The 14,787-nt window shown below is 61.8% G+C and carries 15 protein-coding genes; 7 read left to right on the top strand and 8 right to left on the bottom strand.

Translation table 11 applies throughout. The features are described 5' to 3' along the window. The first annotated feature begins 60 nt into the window (after positions 1–60). The 6 genes from hemC to MGMAQ_RS17030 are packed head-to-tail and all read left to right on the top strand — an operon-like array spanning position 61 to position 6,288. Positions 61–1,005 (top strand): hydroxymethylbilane synthase, encoded by a 945-nt coding sequence (hemC, locus tag MGMAQ_RS17055; protein WP_046022495.1) that lies wholly within the window; start codon positions 61–63, stop codon positions 1,003–1,005. 8 nt (positions 1,006–1,013) lie between these two features. After that, positions 1,014–1,739 carry a uroporphyrinogen-III synthase gene (locus MGMAQ_RS17050; RefSeq protein WP_046022494.1) on the top strand — a complete coding sequence of 242 codons (726 nt, stop codon included), beginning with the start codon at positions 1,014–1,016 and terminating at the stop codon, positions 1,737–1,739. Then, complete coding sequence (locus tag MGMAQ_RS17045) at positions 1,736–3,046, top strand: COG4223 family protein (RefSeq protein ID WP_046022493.1); 1,311 nt, start codon at positions 1,736–1,738, stop codon at positions 3,044–3,046. The genes MGMAQ_RS17050 and MGMAQ_RS17045 overlap by 4 nt, the downstream gene beginning before the upstream one ends. Positions 3,047–3,050: 4 nt before the next feature. Further along, a complete protein-coding gene (locus MGMAQ_RS17040; RefSeq protein ID WP_052716503.1) occupies positions 3,051–4,400 on the top strand; it encodes a heme biosynthesis protein HemY in 1,350 nt (449 codons plus the stop codon). A gap of 8 nt (positions 4,401–4,408) precedes the next feature. Beyond that, positions 4,409–5,437, top strand: coding sequence for a GNAT family N-acetyltransferase (locus MGMAQ_RS17035; RefSeq protein WP_046022492.1), 1,029 nt, complete (start codon positions 4,409–4,411; stop codon positions 5,435–5,437). Continuing rightward, complete coding sequence (locus tag MGMAQ_RS17030) at positions 5,434–6,288, top strand: polysaccharide deacetylase family protein (protein WP_046022491.1); 855 nt, start codon at positions 5,434–5,436, stop codon at positions 6,286–6,288. Before MGMAQ_RS17035 ends, MGMAQ_RS17030 begins: the two co-directional genes overlap by 4 nt. Positions 6,289–6,682: 394 nt before the next feature. Here MGMAQ_RS17030 and MGMAQ_RS17025 read toward each other — a convergent pair whose 3' ends face one another. Then, positions 6,683–7,714, bottom strand: coding sequence for an IS110 family transposase (locus MGMAQ_RS17025; protein WP_046020119.1), 1,032 nt, complete (start codon positions 7,712–7,714; stop codon positions 6,683–6,685). A gap of 161 nt (positions 7,715–7,875) precedes the next feature. Here MGMAQ_RS17025 and MGMAQ_RS20505 point away from each other — a divergent pair. Then, positions 7,876–8,636 (top strand): IS5 family transposase gene (locus tag MGMAQ_RS20505; RefSeq protein ID WP_148560766.1). Its coding sequence is split into 2 segments (ribosomal slippage): positions 7,876–8,196 and positions 8,199–8,636, totalling 759 coding nucleotides; the frame shifts between segments, so codons are not numbered across the junction. 215 nt (positions 8,637–8,851) lie between these two features. Here MGMAQ_RS20505 and MGMAQ_RS21475 read toward each other — a convergent pair. From MGMAQ_RS21475 to MGMAQ_RS16975, 7 genes are all read right to left on the bottom strand, one after another. Further along, a complete protein-coding gene (locus MGMAQ_RS21475; RefSeq protein ID WP_256379970.1) occupies positions 8,852–9,103 on the bottom strand; it encodes a transposase in 252 nt (83 codons plus the stop codon). Positions 9,104–9,606: 503 nt separating this feature from the next. Next, the gene (locus MGMAQ_RS17000) at positions 9,607–10,662 is read right to left on the bottom strand and encodes a nucleotidyltransferase family protein (protein WP_046022489.1); all 1,056 of its coding nucleotides are present in this window, start codon (positions 10,660–10,662) and stop codon (positions 9,607–9,609) included. Beyond that, on the bottom strand, positions 10,662–11,294 hold the full coding sequence (locus MGMAQ_RS16995) for an acetyltransferase (protein ID WP_046022488.1): 633 nt from the start codon (positions 11,292–11,294) through the stop codon (positions 10,662–10,664). Before MGMAQ_RS16995 ends, MGMAQ_RS17000 begins: the two co-directional genes overlap by 1 nt. Beyond that, positions 11,291–12,433, bottom strand: coding sequence for a DegT/DnrJ/EryC1/StrS family aminotransferase (locus tag MGMAQ_RS16990; protein WP_046022487.1), 1,143 nt, complete (start codon positions 12,431–12,433; stop codon positions 11,291–11,293). Before MGMAQ_RS16990 ends, MGMAQ_RS16995 begins: the two co-directional genes overlap by 4 nt. An 83-nt stretch (positions 12,434–12,516) precedes the next feature. Next, a complete protein-coding gene (ccmI, locus tag MGMAQ_RS16985) occupies positions 12,517–13,761 on the bottom strand; it encodes a c-type cytochrome biogenesis protein CcmI (RefSeq protein ID WP_046022486.1) in 1,245 nt (414 codons plus the stop codon). Next, positions 13,758–14,246 carry a cytochrome c-type biogenesis protein gene (locus MGMAQ_RS16980; protein ID WP_046022485.1) on the bottom strand — a complete coding sequence of 163 codons (489 nt, stop codon included), beginning with the start codon at positions 14,244–14,246 and terminating at the stop codon, positions 13,758–13,760. Before MGMAQ_RS16980 ends, ccmI begins: the two co-directional genes overlap by 4 nt. Next, the gene (locus MGMAQ_RS16975; protein WP_046022484.1) at positions 14,243–14,779 is read right to left on the bottom strand and encodes a DsbE family thiol:disulfide interchange protein; all 537 of its coding nucleotides are present in this window, start codon (positions 14,777–14,779) and stop codon (positions 14,243–14,245) included. The genes MGMAQ_RS16980 and MGMAQ_RS16975 overlap by 4 nt, the downstream gene beginning before the upstream one ends. Positions 14,780–14,787 lie beyond the last annotated feature (8 nt).

The following is a 14,787-nucleotide window of genomic DNA, read 5'->3' as shown; positions in this document are numbered from 1 at the left end:
TTTCCGCCACGCGTTTTTCATTCGGGCACTCTACCCTCCAGCAAGGTGAAGATCCAATCCATGTCTGATACTCCGCTTCTCCGCATTGGCACCCGTGGCAGTCCCCTGGCCTTGGCTCAGGCCCACGAGGTCCGCGACCTGTTAAAGGCCGCCCACGATGATCTGGTTCCCGAGGGGGCCATCGAAATCGTCATCATTCAAACCACCGGCGATATGGTGCTCGACAAACCGTTGTCCGAGGTGGGTGGCAAAGGGCTGTTCACCAAGGAGATCGACGAAGCCCAGCTGGACAACCGGGTGGATATCGCCGTTCATTCCATGAAGGATGTACCCACCTGGCTACCCGATGGCCTGATTCTGTCGGCGGTGCTGCCCCGGGAAGACGTGCGCGATGTGTTCATTTCGCCCAAGGCCGCCAGTCTGGGTGACCTGCCCGCTGGCGCGGTGGTCGGTACCTCGTCACTGCGGCGACAGGCGCAGATCCTGGCCAAGTATCCCCATCTGAAGGTGGAAATATTCCGCGGCAATGTGCAGACCCGCCTGCGCAAGCTGGGCGAAGGAGTCGCCGATGCCACGCTGCTGGCCAAGGCCGGGCTCAACCGCCTGGGCATGGCCGATGTGGCCACGGCGGTATTGGACATCGATGATCTGTTGCCCGCCGTGGCCCAGGGCGCCGTGGGCATCACCTGCCGCGCCGAGGATTCGGTTACCCAGGCGCGTCTGGTCCCTTTGCACGACCAGACCAGCGCCGACCGCATCACCGCCGAGCGGGCTTTGTTGGAAGTGTTGGATGGGTCCTGCCGCACCCCCATAGCCGCCTTGGCCGAAATCGAATCGGATGGACAAATGTTTCTGCGTGGTCTGGTGGCCCGCCCGGACGGCTCCGAAGTACTGGAGACCAGCCGCCGGGGCCCGATTTCGCAAGCCTATGACATGGGCGCCGACGCCGGGCGGGAACTGAAGGATCGCGCCGGGCCCGACTTTTTCGTCGCGCCGCAGGACTGACCCTGCCCATGCGGTTGATGATCACCCGCCCGCTGGACGATGCAAGGCCCTTGGCCGAATTGTTGGAGTCCCGGGGGCACCAGACAATTTTGGAACCATTGCTCACCGTCGCGCCGTTGGCCGGAGCGCCGCTGGATTTGAACCGGGTGCAGGCCCTGTTGGTCACCAGCGCCAATGGCGTGCGGGCCTTTGCCCAGGTGAACCCGCAACGGGACCTGTCGGTTCTGGCCGTGGGCGATGCCTCGGCGCGGGCCGCTCGGGAGGCAGGATTTTCGAAGGTGGCCTCGGCTTCGGGAGACGTCAACACCTTGGCCGAGCTGGTACGCAGCAGCCTGAGTCCGGCCGAGGGGACTCTTCTTCATGTGGCGGGCAGCAAGGTCGCGGGGGACCTGGCCGGAATGCTGGCCGGGGACGGATTCGCCTATCGACGGGCCGTGCTGTATACCACCCGCAAGGCGAGGGACCTTTCCGAGACCGCCATTTCCGCCCTGAAACAAGGGGAAGTGGACGGGGTGGTTTTTTTCTCTCCCCGAACGGCGGCAACCTTTGTTAGTCTGGCCACCGCCGATGGTGTCGGGGATCGTCTGACCGAGGTGACGGCGTTTTGTCTGAGCCAGGCCGTGGTCGATAAGGCCCGGGCCGCCCATTGGAAAGACCTGCGCGTCGCCGCGCATCCGGATCAGGCATCCATGATCGCCTGCATCGAAACCGAAGAGGCCGAGCGAGAATCATGAGCGAGCCAGCCCAGACCGAACAGACCGCGGAAAGCGAGCCCCTCAGGAAAGAGGAGCCGCCCGCGACCAAGTTTCCGCCACCAACGCCCAAGGCGAAGAAAAAGTCCGGCGGCGGAGGCTGTCTGACACTCATATTGTTGCTGGCCATTGTCGGAGGCGGTGGCTATTACAGCTACCCCTATTGGGAACCCCAGGCCAAAAGTCTGATGGCGGAGCATGCACCGTTCTTGGCCGCGCCCCTGGAGAAGGTCGAGAACTGGACCAGCATTGAGGATCGCCTGCAGGCTCTGGAGCAAAAAGCCCAGGCGCCCGCCGACGCCTCACCCATGGATGACCTGGTAAAGGAGCATGACCAACTACGCGCGGACTTGCATGCCATGATGGCCCGCATCGGCGAGCTGGAAAAGGCCCTGTCCAACGTGCGCGACATGATCGGCACCCCTGTTCCCCTGCCAACCGATGGGGCGGAACTTGGAGCGGTGCGCGGCGCTTTGGACAGTCTGACAGCCCGGCTTTCCTCGGTGGAAGGCGCCATGGCTTCCGCTGGATCCCGCGAGGGCGACGCCGCGCCAGACACCGCCGCCGCCCTTCAGGCCTTGGCCCTGCGGCTGGAATCCCTGGAAGCGGCGCCGAAAAGCCCTGACCTTTCGGCCGCCACCGAACGGCTGAGCAACGAAAATACCCAACTGCGCGATACGGTCAATCAGATCGCCGCCCGGCTGGACGGCATCGAATCCCTGCCGGCGCCGGCGCCGGTGGTTGTGGGCTCGTCCCAGGGCCAGGCACTGATTCTGGCCATCGAACAGCTGCGCTCGGCGGTGGCCGGGTCCGGTGCGTTCGGACCGCAATTGGAAACCGTTGCCGGGATGGCTGGCGGAGATCCCAAGGTGGTGGCCCAAGTCAATGCCCTGGCGCCCTTTGCCGCGTCCGGCGTGCCGACGGTGGAAGCGTTGCGCATTCAATTCTCCGAACAGGCTGCCGACATCGTCCGCGCCGGCATGGTCGCCGCCGATGGTGATTGGATGGATCAGACCATGAATCGAGTGCTCTCGGTGGTACGGGTCCGACGAACCACCGACAATTTGTCTGGGGAAGGGGCGGACGCCCTGGTGGCCCGGGCCGAATCGGCGTTGGCAACGGGGGATTTGACCACCGCCGTGCAGGTTTTGGGTAATTTGACCGGACCGGGCCTTCAGGCTGCCGCGCCTTGGTTGTCAGCCGCGCAATCCCGATTGACCGCGGACTCCGCCGGACGCGCCTTGCAAGGCCATGCCATCTCCCTGTTGACCGCCAAGAGCGAGGGATAAGGGCATGTGGCGTTCCCTGCGTTTCCTGATCATTCTCGGTTTGGCCGTGGCGGCCACCGTCTGGCTGGCCGACCATCCGGGCCGGGTGCACCTGGAATGGATGGGCTATCAGATGGACCCGCCCTTGGGTTTGGCCGTGCTGGCGGTATTTGTCATTGGCGCGGTCATGGCGTTGCTCTACCGCCTGTGGGTGGAGATGAAGCATGCGCCGGTGGCCCTGGCCCGCAATCGCAAGGAACGCAAGCGGCAGAAAGGCTATGACGCCTTGAATCGGGGCATGGTGGCGGTGGCCGCGGGCGATCCGGAAGAAGCCGCCCAGCAGGCCCGGCGGGCGGAGGAATTGCTGGAGGAGCCGCCGCTGACCTTGTTGCTGTCGGCCCAGGCGGCGCAAATGAACGGTGACGACCGCGCCGCAGCCCGGTTCTTCCAGACCATGACCGAGACCCAGGACCTGGAATTCCTCGGTCTGCGCGGATTGTTCAACCAGGCCATCAATCGCGGCGACCGGGACGAGGCACTGAAGCTCGCCGGGCGGGCGCGGCAGTTGCATCCGGGCGCCGAATGGGTGGTCAATGCCATGTTCGATCTGCAGGTGGCCTTGGGCTACTGGGACGGCGCCACCGATACCTTGAAGGAATCGGCAAGGCTGAAGCTGGTGGACAAGACCCAGGCCAAGCGGCGCCAGGCGGTGATCCTGACCCAACAGGCCGAACGGGCCGAAGCGGGCGGCGATATGATCGGCGCCCTGAAGGCTCTCAAGCAGGCCTGTGACTTGGAAACCGACCTATGTCCGGCAGCCATCCGTCATGCCCGTCTGCTGGTCAAGGATGGCAAGACCCGCAAGGCGGTGGGCCTGATCGAGCGAATCTGGAGCAAGATGCCCCATCCGGAACTGGTCGAGCTCTACGTTGTGGCCAAAAGCCCCCCCGATGCCCTGGCCAAGATGAAAAGCCTGCAAGGTTTGGCCCTGCACAATCCGACCCATATGGAAAGTGCCATTGCCGTGGCGGAAGCGGCCTTGGAGGCCCAGTTGTGGGGCGAGGCGCGACGCTACCTGGACCCGGTGGCCGCGGAAGACCCCCCGGCGCGGGTCTGCCGATTGATGGCCGAGTTGGAAGAATCGCAGCATGGCGACATGCCCAAGGTGCGTGCCTGGCTGTCCCTGGCCGCCACCAGCGAGCGCGACCCGGCCTGGGTCTGTCAGACCTGCGGCAATGTGCAATCGGCCTGGACGGCAACCTGCGGCAAATGCGGTGGGTTCGATAGCCTGCGTTGGCAGGCACCGCCCCGCGCCAAGGCCGCCCTGACTCATCACGAAGCCCCTCTGGAGGCGCTGCCCGCGCCCGAGGCCTGAACCGGCGGATGGCCGAAACGGTTGCAGGATTCGTTCCTTTCGATGGGAGCCGGGAGGACTGGGATCACCGGGCCAGTGGCCAGGCAGACCATAATCTCCTACAGACGTGGGCCTATGGCGAGGCCAAGGCGGCGACTGGCCCATGGCAGGTAGTGCGCGGGCTTATCCGATCATCCGAGGGCAGCGATCTGGGAATGGCGCAGGTATTGGTTCGCCCCTTGTCTGGCGGTCTGTCCGGTGGATTGGCCTGGCTCAATCGCGGGCCGTTGTGTGGGGGGCGGGATCCCGGTCCGTTGCTGCAGGCACTCCGCCGGGAGTTTGCCATTGAACGGGGCTTGTATTTGCGTCTCGCCCCTGTCCAAGAAAGCTTGCCATCCATTCCCGTGGGTTTTGAGCCGACCCGTTGCCCTGGTTGGGCCTCGGCGCGGCTGGATTTGTCCCCCGATGAACCGGTCTTGCGTAAGAATTTGAAACAGAAATGGCGCAACGGTCTTAACAAGGCCGTGAAGATGGGGCTGACGGTGAGTCATGGCAGCGACGATGAGTCCTATGGCATTTTCCGCGATGCCCACGCGGCTTTTCTGGGCGAGCGGGGTTTTGGAACCACGGTAACACCTGGTTTTCTCGATGCCTGGCGCCTTTTGGAACAAACAGATCAAAAGCCGGTGGCGCTGATCGCCCGAAGGGATGGAGAGCTCATGGGGTCGGCCTTGATGGCGCGTTATGGCAACAACTGGGAATACATGGCCGGAAATCAGACCGATGCCGGGCGAAACGGCAACGCCGGGCAACTACTGCTTTGGTCCGCCACCCTCTTAGCCCGGGAGGCCGGTGCCCAATCCCTCGACCTTGGCGGCATGGATGAGAATCTGACGCCACCAGGAATTCTTCGGTTTAAACAGGGGCTTGGGGGCTTACCATATCGCCTTGCACCGGAGATCGAGGCCCTGCCAGACGGCCTGATTGGCGCGCTGACGGGGCGTCTGGTCCGCCGGAAAGTCAATAAGGCCCGGGCGCAAGAGGGGGCCGGATCATGATCCGCGCCAGAATTGCCCCGGCCTGGCTGGCCGCATGGCGGGGTACGGCGTTGTTACGTCCACGCCCGCCCCAGGGGGCCTTCCGTATTTTGTTGTTGCACGACATTCCGACCGCGCACCAAGGCGATTTTGCCGCCCTGGTGCGCAAGGTGAAACAGACGCATGGGGTGATTGGTCCCGTGGAGGCGGAAAGGCGGTTGTCGGGACAACTCCCGGAGCATGACGAAAAAACACCCCCTTTCCTGATCACTTTCGACGACGGTTTTGCCTCCAATTATCGTGTTGCCGAGGAGATCTTGAATCCCTTGGGTATCCGCGCGATCTTCTTTATCTGTCCAAAATTGATCGAATTGGACGGGCAGGCACAACGCGAGGCTATCGCCACCAAGGTATTTCGGGGCCAAAGACAGGCCGAAGACCTATCGTCAGATCAACGGCTTATGAATTGGCAAGAGTTACAACAACTTTCGGGCCAGGGACATGTGATCGGCGCTCATGGCCAAACTCACCATAATTTGAGCGATTTGAGCGGCACGGATCTCGTAAGTGAAATTGCCGGGTCGGGACAGATTCTGTCAGAGCGCCTGGGGCGGCCTGTGGAGTGGTATGCTTATGCCTTTGGTGGAATCCAGAACATCTCGTCGGAGGCACTCGGGGTCATTGGGGCGCACTTCAAGTATTGCCGCAGTGGCGTCCGTGGTTGCAACAACATCCATACCCACCCTCACGGTCTGCGGGCCGATCAGGTGGACCCGGGAGATACCCGGGCCTGGCAGGACCTGAGCATGGAAGGCGGGCTGGACTTCCGCTACCGCGAGGCCCGCGACCGGCTGGATGCTCTTGCTAAATAGAGAGACGCCATCGAGGTTCCATCCCTTATTCGGGTTGGGCATCGAGAGGGCCTTCGATTCCATGGCACACAATGGAAAATCCGTTCCGCGCCCCTCCGAATGAATAGGGCGGTCACGGTCGCTGCATTTCCATGGGTCTAACAGGCTGCTTCTGTAATCGAGTCTTTTGAGTCAAGCTGATTTCCAAGCCGTCGGTTTGAACCTGGGGTATGTGGCGCCCTTTGCTTCTGTCCGCGGTCGACGTCGTCGCCGCATGATGGGGATCAAGGGGGATCGGGTGCAGCAATCTGAAAAGCGTGGTCTTACGCCACTGCAGCCTGCGCGCTGTCATCCGAGCCCCGCGCGTCGCCACGCGTCCTGGCCGCCCTTCAGGCGGTCTCGGTTTTCGTTGTGTTTAGATGGCGGTCTCCTCCTTGCGGTACTGGAAGTCCGTGCCGTCGATCCACATGCGATGCATGATTACGGCGAGACGCCGGGCAACGGCTACCTTGGCGCGTTTCATCCCGCGCCTTTTGGCGACCGCGAGCCCCCAGTGTTTGAGCCAGGACCAACGGCGGGTTCGAGTGAGAAGTGCATTGGCGGCCTCGAACAAAAGCCAACGAACCATGGCATCTCCGCACTTGCTGATGGGGCCGCTTCGGTCCTGCTCTCCCGAGGCGTATCTGCGTGGGACAAGCCCGAAGTGGGCGCCGACCATGACCGACTTTTGAAACCGTTCCGGCACGTCGAGTCCTGTCCTGAAAGCGAGGGCGGTAACCGGGCCGACGCCGGGAACGGTCATCAGGCGTCGGCAAACGCTATCATCGCGCGCAGCGGCATGAACCTGCCGGTCGAGCTTGTCGAGTTGTTCGAGCAAGGCTTGGCGCGCAAGCAAGAGCGGCTCGGCGGCTGCGCTGAGGTGCGGGTTATCAGCCGTCAATTCCCGAACCCGCGCCGCGAAAAGGCGTCCGCGCGCCATACCGACCTTGAGGCCGAAAGCTTTCAATGTTCCTCGTACCGTATTGGACAACTGACGGACCTGATGAACCAGGGTCTCCCGATGGGTCAGCACCATCCGGAGCTCCTGACTGCGCGCGGTCTTGACGTGGGTCGCGCGGTACAAACCGGTCCGCATCGCCTGGCTGATCAAGCGGGCGTCGCGACGGTCCGTCTTGACTGGGCTGGCGCTGGCAAAGGCCTTCATTTGCCGGGTCTCGATACAAATCACAGGGAGGCCCCGACTGGACAGTCCTGCGTACAGCCAAGGCGCCAGAGGGCCAGCTTCCAACCCAATTCGCGCAAAGCCACGCCCGCTTTCCTCGAGCCAAGTGGCGACCGCCTCGGGTGTGCTTGACACCTTGCCTTCGCGAATGACGGTTCCCTTTGCATCAATCTCACAGATCGAAATGCTTGCCATCGATACGTCCATTCCAACAAAATACTCCATAGCTGGTCTCCTCTGTTCCATGTCCAGGAATTGACCCGGATACTTGATCAAGACCGAGTGTGGAGACCAGCTGACTGTTTAGGCTCAGGACCCATAAAAGGGATTCCCAATAGTCGGTGGACATGATTCCCTTCCCTGGAATTTTAGGGAGGGGAAAGCCGATGCAGAGCCATCATTTCTGGTTGTCCGACAAACAATTCGAACGCCTTCAACCGTTGCTGCCGAACAAAACAAGAGGCGTCCCGCGCGTCGATGACCGGCGGGTGATCAGCGGCATCATCCATGTTCTTCGCCACGGCTTGATGTGGCGTGACGCGCCCGTCGCCTATGGACCGCACAAGACCCTGTACAACCGCTTCGTCCGTTGGAGCGAGGCCGGAGTGTTCGACCGGATCTTCGCCACCCTGGCCGCCGAAAGCACGGCCACCCATACGGTGATGATCGACGCCACCCATCTCAAGGCCCACAGGACGGCGGCGAGCCTGCTCAAAAAGGGGCTGTTCCCCGCCGTATCGGGCGCACCAAGGGCGGCCTGAATTCGAAACTGCATGCCGCCTGCGATGCCGATGGAAAGCCCCTGATCCTGCTGCTGACCGAAGGACAAGTCAGCGACTATCGCGGCGCCGACACCATGCTCCCTGCATTCCCTGATGCCGACGACCTGATCGCCGACAGGGGATACGACAGCGACCGTTTCCGCCAGGCCCTGCTTGATCTCGGCATCGAGCCCTGCATTCCAGGTCGCTCGAACCGCAAAGAGGAAATCCTTTACGATAAAGCCCTCTACAAGCAGCGAAACTTGATCGAGCGCATGTTCGGTCGGCTCAAGGACTGGCGGCGTATCGCCACCCGCTACGACCGTTGCGCCCATACCTTCATGAGCGCAATCTGCATCGCCGCAACCGTCATCTTCTGGTTATGAGTCCTGAGCCTAGGCAATCCCTGACTGCTCGATTACCGCCATCTGAAAAAGTCCGATTTCGAGCCTGTGGCGACACATGCTTCGACAAGCTCAGCATGAGGGCCTTTGAATAGCCTCACCCTGAGCTTCCTCATCCCGAGCTTGTCGAGGGACGAAGGGCGAGGCGGGCCGTAGGACAACACTTTTTCAGCAGTCTGCTAAAGTATCCATCTTGATCAAGGACTGATTTCGGCCCATTTACGATTGTCGCGCAAGAGGGCGTTGGCAAGGATCCCGAGCTTTCGGATGATGGCGGTGAGCGCGACCTTGGGCGGTTTTCCTGCGGTGATCAAGGCGTCGTACTTCTGCTTCATATGGGGATTGTGTCGCATGGCGACGAGGGTCGCCATGTAGACGGCCTGTCTGACATGAGCGCGGCCACCGCGGATATGTCGCCTGCCCTTGAAGGAGCCGCATCGGCGATCCAGCTGTGCAATGCGGCCCAGCCTTGGCGGTCATTGCCGAATTTCCGTCCATTGCTCTGGGGGTGGAGATAGGCATCGAGGGATGCCTTGGAGACGTCGATTCCGACGACGGTTGGTGTATACTGGTTCATCTTGACCATGGTCCTGTGCTTGTCATGCGGGGCGCGATCCCCAGGTATCCGTTCAGGCCAATGGAAAAGAAACGGGCGATCAAACTTTAGCTCGGCTCTCATATAGCCTGCCTTTTTACGATCCGTCCCGTTCCGCCAGGGGGGCTTGGCCAAGCCCCCCTGGCATCCTTGAGCTTACAGCCCTTGGACACTTTCTTCATATGACAAGCCTTTAAGAGGCGGATTCAAAAGTATTCCTTTGATCTCAAGGGCGTATATTTCCGCTCTGGCGGCGTCAAGACCTCCTAACGGGGCGCCGCCCCGTGTCGTCGGCCTCTCCTGGCCAGATCAAAAATCTACTGCCTTGATATCTGAAGGATACTTTTAAATCCGCCTCTAAGGGAATTCGTTGCGGTACTCGGTTTCCGCACGCAAGAAGTCATCCACCCGGCCCACGTCCAGCCAATATTCCCGTACCGGAAAGGCGGCTACCGTCTCACCCCGGCCGATGGCGTCATCGATCAAGGTCGGCATGTCCAAAGGTTGGCCCGGTTCGACCCGGGCAATCAGGTCCGGCTCCAACACATAGATGCCGCCGTTGACGAAAAACGAATGCACCGGTTTCTCGACGATGCTGGCAATCCGCTGATCATCCAGCTTGACCACGCCAAAGGGCACTTGGACATCATATTCCCGCACGCAAACCGTCACCATGGCCTTTTGTTCTTGGTGGTATTCCAACAAACTGCGGAAATTCACCTTGGTCAGCACGTCGCCGTTCATGACGATGACCGGGTGAGTCGGAGTTTCGGGCAACAGGCCGAGAGCGCCAGCGGTCCCGAGTTTTTCCTGTTCCTCCAGGTATCGGATGGACACATCCCATCGACTGCCGTCGCCACAATGGTCGCGGATCTTATCGGCCAGATAGTTCACCGATAAAAAGAAGTTCTCGAATCTTTGTTGGGCAAAGGCTTCGATGATCGATTCCAAGAGCGGTTTCGTGCCGACCTTGAGCAAGGGTTTGGGGGTGAACTCGGTCATCGGGCGAAGCCGCATGCCCAGGCCACCCGCCATGAGCACCACCCAATTGGGCAATGGATGGGGGGACAACAGGTCTTCGCGCATGGTCAGGCCGACCACCAGCCCATGACCATCCACCAGGGGGACTTGGCGGACACTGCGCTCGGACATGACTTGCAACAGTTCCACCGGGTCACCGTCGGGACGCCATGTCAGCGGGTCGCGACAGGCCACATCCATGATCGGTCTGTCCAATCCGAAGCCACGCAAAATCCCCCGGCGGATATCCCCGTCGGTGACGGTCCCCGTCAGCCGATCATCCTTGTCAACAATCAGGCAGATCTGAAGGGCACTGGTCTCCAGCATCCGGATCGCGTCACCCAGGGTGGCGGTCTCCAGTACCAGAGTGTTTTTCCAGTGCTTGTCGGTCATTACTGTCCTTCCACGGCCACCGCCGGATTGCCGACCACGGTGGTTCCATTGGCCACGTCGGCAACCACCGTCGCGCCGGCCCCGACCCGGCAATCATCGCCCACGCGAACGTCCGGCAGGACCGTGGCCCCAGCGCCGATCAACGTGCCCGCCCCGATGGACACCCGATGGGCCAGCACCGCGCCCGGTCCGATGTGAGCATGGTCGCAGACCACCGTGTCGTGATCAACCACGGCACCGGTATTGACGATGGCATTCAGGCCGACCCGCGATCCGGTCTGCACCACGGCCCGAGCCATGACCTGGCAGCCTTCGGAAAGCTCCGCCGTACGCGACAGGATGGCCGTGGGGTGGATCAGGGAAAGATTTCGAAAACCCTTGGCGCGGGTCATTTCGAAAAGCTTGCGGCGGATGGCGATGGAACTGACGCCGACCGAGGTCAAGACACCGGCGCTGGTGATATCGTCGAGCATCTCATCACCGCCAATAATGCGGTGCCCCATTAGGAACGAGCCGCGCAGGTCCTGATTGCTGTCCAACAATGCCACCACCCGGTCGCCCAAAAGCCGCAGGGTATCCACGACCACCTTCGCATGGCCACCGGCACCGACCACCACAACATACTTATTCATGCCAATATCTCCTTGAGTGCGGTTATGACCGCTTGTTGTGAGTCCTCTGAAAGATCCGTCGAACAGGGCAGGCTCAAAACCCGGGGCCATAGAGCATCGCAGACCGTCATGGGGCTGCGCGGTGCGTCGGCATAGGGGGCCTGATGATGCATGGGACGCCAGAAGGGGCGGCTTTCCACCCCCCGTTCGGCCAATTGGGCGCGCACCGTGTCACCATCGGGATGGCGGTGCGGGTCGAGCAACAAAGCGGCCATCCAACAGGCGCTCTCGATGCCCTCGGGGGTCGGCAACAAGCTCAGCCCGGTCTCCGTCAAGGCGGCATTGTAGGCGGCTTGAATGTGACGTTTGGCGGCGACGAATTCCCCCAGCCGCTCCAACTGGGCACAGCCCACCGCCGCTTGAATATTGGTCATGCGGTAATTGAAACCAGGCATGTCATGGTCATAGCCGGGGCCGTTGCGGGCCGTGGTCGAGAGATGCTTCACCCGGGCGATCAGGTCCGCATCGTCACCCAGAATCATGCCGCCGCCGCCCGAGGTAAAGGTCTTGTTGCCATTGAATGACAGCACACTCAGATCAGCGCCGAATTCGCCGACGAAGCGGTCCTTGTACAATGAGCCCAAAGCCGCGGCGGCGTCGGCGACCACCTTCAGGCCATGGTCCCGGGCCAGATCCACCAGCGGATCCATGTCCGCCGGTTGGCCGATGGCATGCACCGGCATCAAGGCCGACACCCGGCGCCCGGAGGGTTTGTGGATCAGCTCTTCACCCTTCCTCGTGCAGTGCGTGGCCAGCTCGCTCGCCACCAGGTCGGGGTCCATTGTCAGCCGATCAGCGGCATTGTCCATCAGCCAGGGCGTGGCCCCGCATTGGTGGATGGCATTGGCGCTGGCGATGAAGGTATAGCTGGGCAGGATCACCAAGTCCCCGGGCTTCACCCCGACGGCCACCAAGGCCACATGCAGGCCGGCGGTCCCCGAAGAAGTGGCTGTGGCGTGGGGGGCTCCGGCGGCAACGGCGGCGAGCTTTTCCAACCGGGTGACAAAGGGTCCCACCGACGAGACGAAGCCGCTTTCGATGCAGTCTTGGAGGTACTGCGCCTCATTGCCGGTCAGATTGGGTATGGCGAGCGGAATCACGGAAGGCTCCCGTTGACGGGGTCGAAGTCCCAGGTTCGCCCGATTATCGGAGCCTAACGCGTGCAGTGCAACAAGATAACTTGTCAGTTCCCCTGCAAGGCCTTGATTTTTGCTTCCGCCTCTTCCGCCTTGGCCGTTTCGCCGAGCACCCGATAGGCCCGTGCCAACCGGGTCCAGCCGCCCAGATCATCGGGGTTTTCCTCTAGTCGCTGGGCCAGACCGGCGATCATGGACCGAATCATGTCCATGCGTTCTTCCGGCGTCATGTCGGCGGCCTGTTGCATCTGCTCGCGGGTGGGACCGCGCGGCGCTGAGGCCGTGGGTGCCGGAGCCGGGGTCGGCGTCGGCGTCGGAGCGGCGGCCTGTTGCTCGGACTCGCGGGCCTTGGCGAGCTGGAGAATTTCCGGTGTCGGCGTGACAACGCTGGGGTCGACATCCACATCAGCGGCGGTCTCGGCAATCATTTTCTCGACGATGGGTATCCATCCGGCATCGGGCGGGCCCAAGGCTTTCATATCGACGAAGTCCTGCAAAGCGCCCTTCACGTCGCCCATCTGCGCCCGCATGTTGGCCAGGTAGAATCGCGGCTTGGGATGATAGGGCCTGGCGGCCAGGCCTTTCTTGAACAGCATGGAGGCCTGCATGGAAATCTGACCGTCATTGACCATGGTCAGGGCTTCGGCCAGATCGATGCCCACTTCATCCTTGGCCGGACCTTCGAGGCGGTTGTGGGCCTCGCGATAGGCGTTGGCGGCCTCTTGGTACCTGTCCTCGGACAGGTAGGAGCGGCCCAGAAGCGTCCAGCCGCCCGGATCTTCCGGATTGGCTTTCAGCCGTTCGGCCAGCCGGGCCAGCATGGTCGCCATGTCACCGGCCTGGCCTTGCTCCCGGTGGCCCATGCGGGCCTGATCGGCAGCGGCGGATTGGGTTTGGCCTTGCCGTTCGGCGGCTGGGAAGCCGCGCAGTGTGGGCGATCCCATATCGAAATAAAGCAACACCGCCACGAGCGGCATAAACCCGCCGATAACAATGGCCACGGGGCCGACACCGCCCGTTTTCTGCGCGCCTGAGTCAATATCCGTCTTGGCGCGATCAGCCACGTCAAGTATGCGGCGCTGAATTTCGGTGCGCACGGCGGTGGCCTGGTCAGCGCTCAACAGACCGCGATCCTCGTCCCGGTCCACTTCGGCCAGCTGATCCTTGAACACGTTCAAGTCATAGTCGGCCCGCTGTGCGTTGGTCTCGGCCCTTTTACGGATCAGCGGCCATAGCAGCATCCCCAAGGAGGCGGCGGTCATGACCGCCGCTGCAATCCACACCCCAGTCACTTGTCGTTATCCTCCAAAAGCGCCTGTAGGCGTTGTTGTTCCGCCTCGCTCAGGCCACTGTTTCTCGTGGTCGGCTGTCCGGTGGTCACCGGCACGTCATCCTTGCGCCGATAGAACGACCAGACGCCCAGAATACCCAGCGCCAGGAACAGGAACGGTCCGCCCCAGAGCAGCAGGGTTTCGAACTTCATGGGCGGGTTAAGCAATACATAGTCGCCATAGCGAGAGACCACATAGTCGATAACTTGATCGTTGCTGTCCCCGGCGGAGACCCGCTCGCGCACCAAGACCCGCAGGTCCCCGGCCAGTTCGGCATTGGAGGCCTCGATGGATTCGTTCTGGCAGACCAGGCAGCGTAATTCGGAGCCGATCTCCTTGGCCCGTGCTTCGGCGGCGGGGTCCTTGAGCATCTCATCGGGATTGACCGCCAACGCGGGCGTGGCAAAGCTCACAGCCAGAAGGCATAGAATAAAAATACGGATCATTGCTTTTTCAACTCGTCGATCATCGGCTTGAGGGTTTTACGCCAGACTTGGCCGTCGATGGGGCCGATCTGCTTGTAGCGGATGACACCCTTCTTATCGACGATGAAGCTTTCCGGCGCACCGGTGACGCCAAAGGCGATGGAGGCCTTGGAATCCGGGTCATCGCCGACCAGGGTGTAGGGATCACCCCATTTGGCCAGCCAGCGGGGCCCGGCGGTGCGGTCTTTTTCCCGCCAGTCGATGCCATAGATGGGCACGTCGGCGGTTTGCTGAATGCGCACCAGATAGCGGTGCTCGGCCTGACAGGCAACACACCAGGAGCCGAAAATATTGACCAATGACACCTGACCCAGCAGGTCCTTGGACGAGAAGCCCCGCTCCCTGCCCTCAAGCGGTGGCAGATCGAAGGGCGGCACTTCTTTGTTGATCAGCACCGATTCAATGCGGTTGGGGTCCTTGCCGAGCTGTGACCAGAACAGCAAGGTCATGCCCAGGACCACCACCAGCGGTACCGCGTAGATCCAACCTTTCATGATCCGTG

The sequence above is a fragment of the Magnetospira sp. QH-2 genome, assembly GCF_000968135.1.
Lineage (GTDB): Bacteria > Pseudomonadota > Alphaproteobacteria > Rhodospirillales > Magnetospiraceae > Magnetospira.
The sequence above is the reverse complement of the archived record's forward strand: the minus strand, read 5'-3'. Positions and strand labels throughout refer to the sequence as shown.

Bases quoted from the DNA above. Each gene is read 5' to 3' on its own strand.
- MGMAQ_RS16980 (WP_046022485.1), bottom strand. From the start codon at position 14,246: ATGATCCGTATTTTTATTCTATGCCTTCTGGCTGTGAGCTTTGCCACG.
- MGMAQ_RS16995 (WP_046022488.1), bottom strand. From the start codon at position 11,294: ATGAATAAGTATGTTGTGGTGGTCGGTGCCGGTGGCCATGCGAAGGTG.
- MGMAQ_RS17040 (WP_052716503.1), top strand. From the start codon at position 3,051: ATGTGGCGTTCCCTGCGTTTCCTGATCATTCTCGGTTTGGCCGTGGCG.
- MGMAQ_RS17030 (WP_046022491.1), top strand. From the start codon at position 5,434: ATGATCCGCGCCAGAATTGCCCCGGCCTGGCTGGCCGCATGGCGGGGT.
- MGMAQ_RS17000 (WP_046022489.1), bottom strand. From the start codon at position 10,662: ATGACCGACAAGCACTGGAAAAACACTCTGGTACTGGAGACCGCCACC.
- MGMAQ_RS17050 (WP_046022494.1), top strand. From the start codon at position 1,014: ATGCGGTTGATGATCACCCGCCCGCTGGACGATGCAAGGCCCTTGGCC.
- MGMAQ_RS17035 (WP_046022492.1), top strand. From the start codon at position 4,409: ATGGCCGAAACGGTTGCAGGATTCGTTCCTTTCGATGGGAGCCGGGAG.
- MGMAQ_RS17045 (WP_046022493.1), top strand. From the start codon at position 1,736: ATGAGCGAGCCAGCCCAGACCGAACAGACCGCGGAAAGCGAGCCCCTC.
- hemC (WP_046022495.1), top strand. From the start codon at position 61: ATGTCTGATACTCCGCTTCTCCGCATTGGCACCCGTGGCAGTCCCCTG.
- MGMAQ_RS16975 (WP_046022484.1), bottom strand. From the start codon at position 14,779: ATGAAAGGTTGGATCTACGCGGTACCGCTGGTGGTGGTCCTGGGCATG.
- MGMAQ_RS17025 (WP_046020119.1), bottom strand. From the start codon at position 7,714: ATGGAGTATTTTGTTGGAATGGACGTATCGATGGCAAGCATTTCGATC.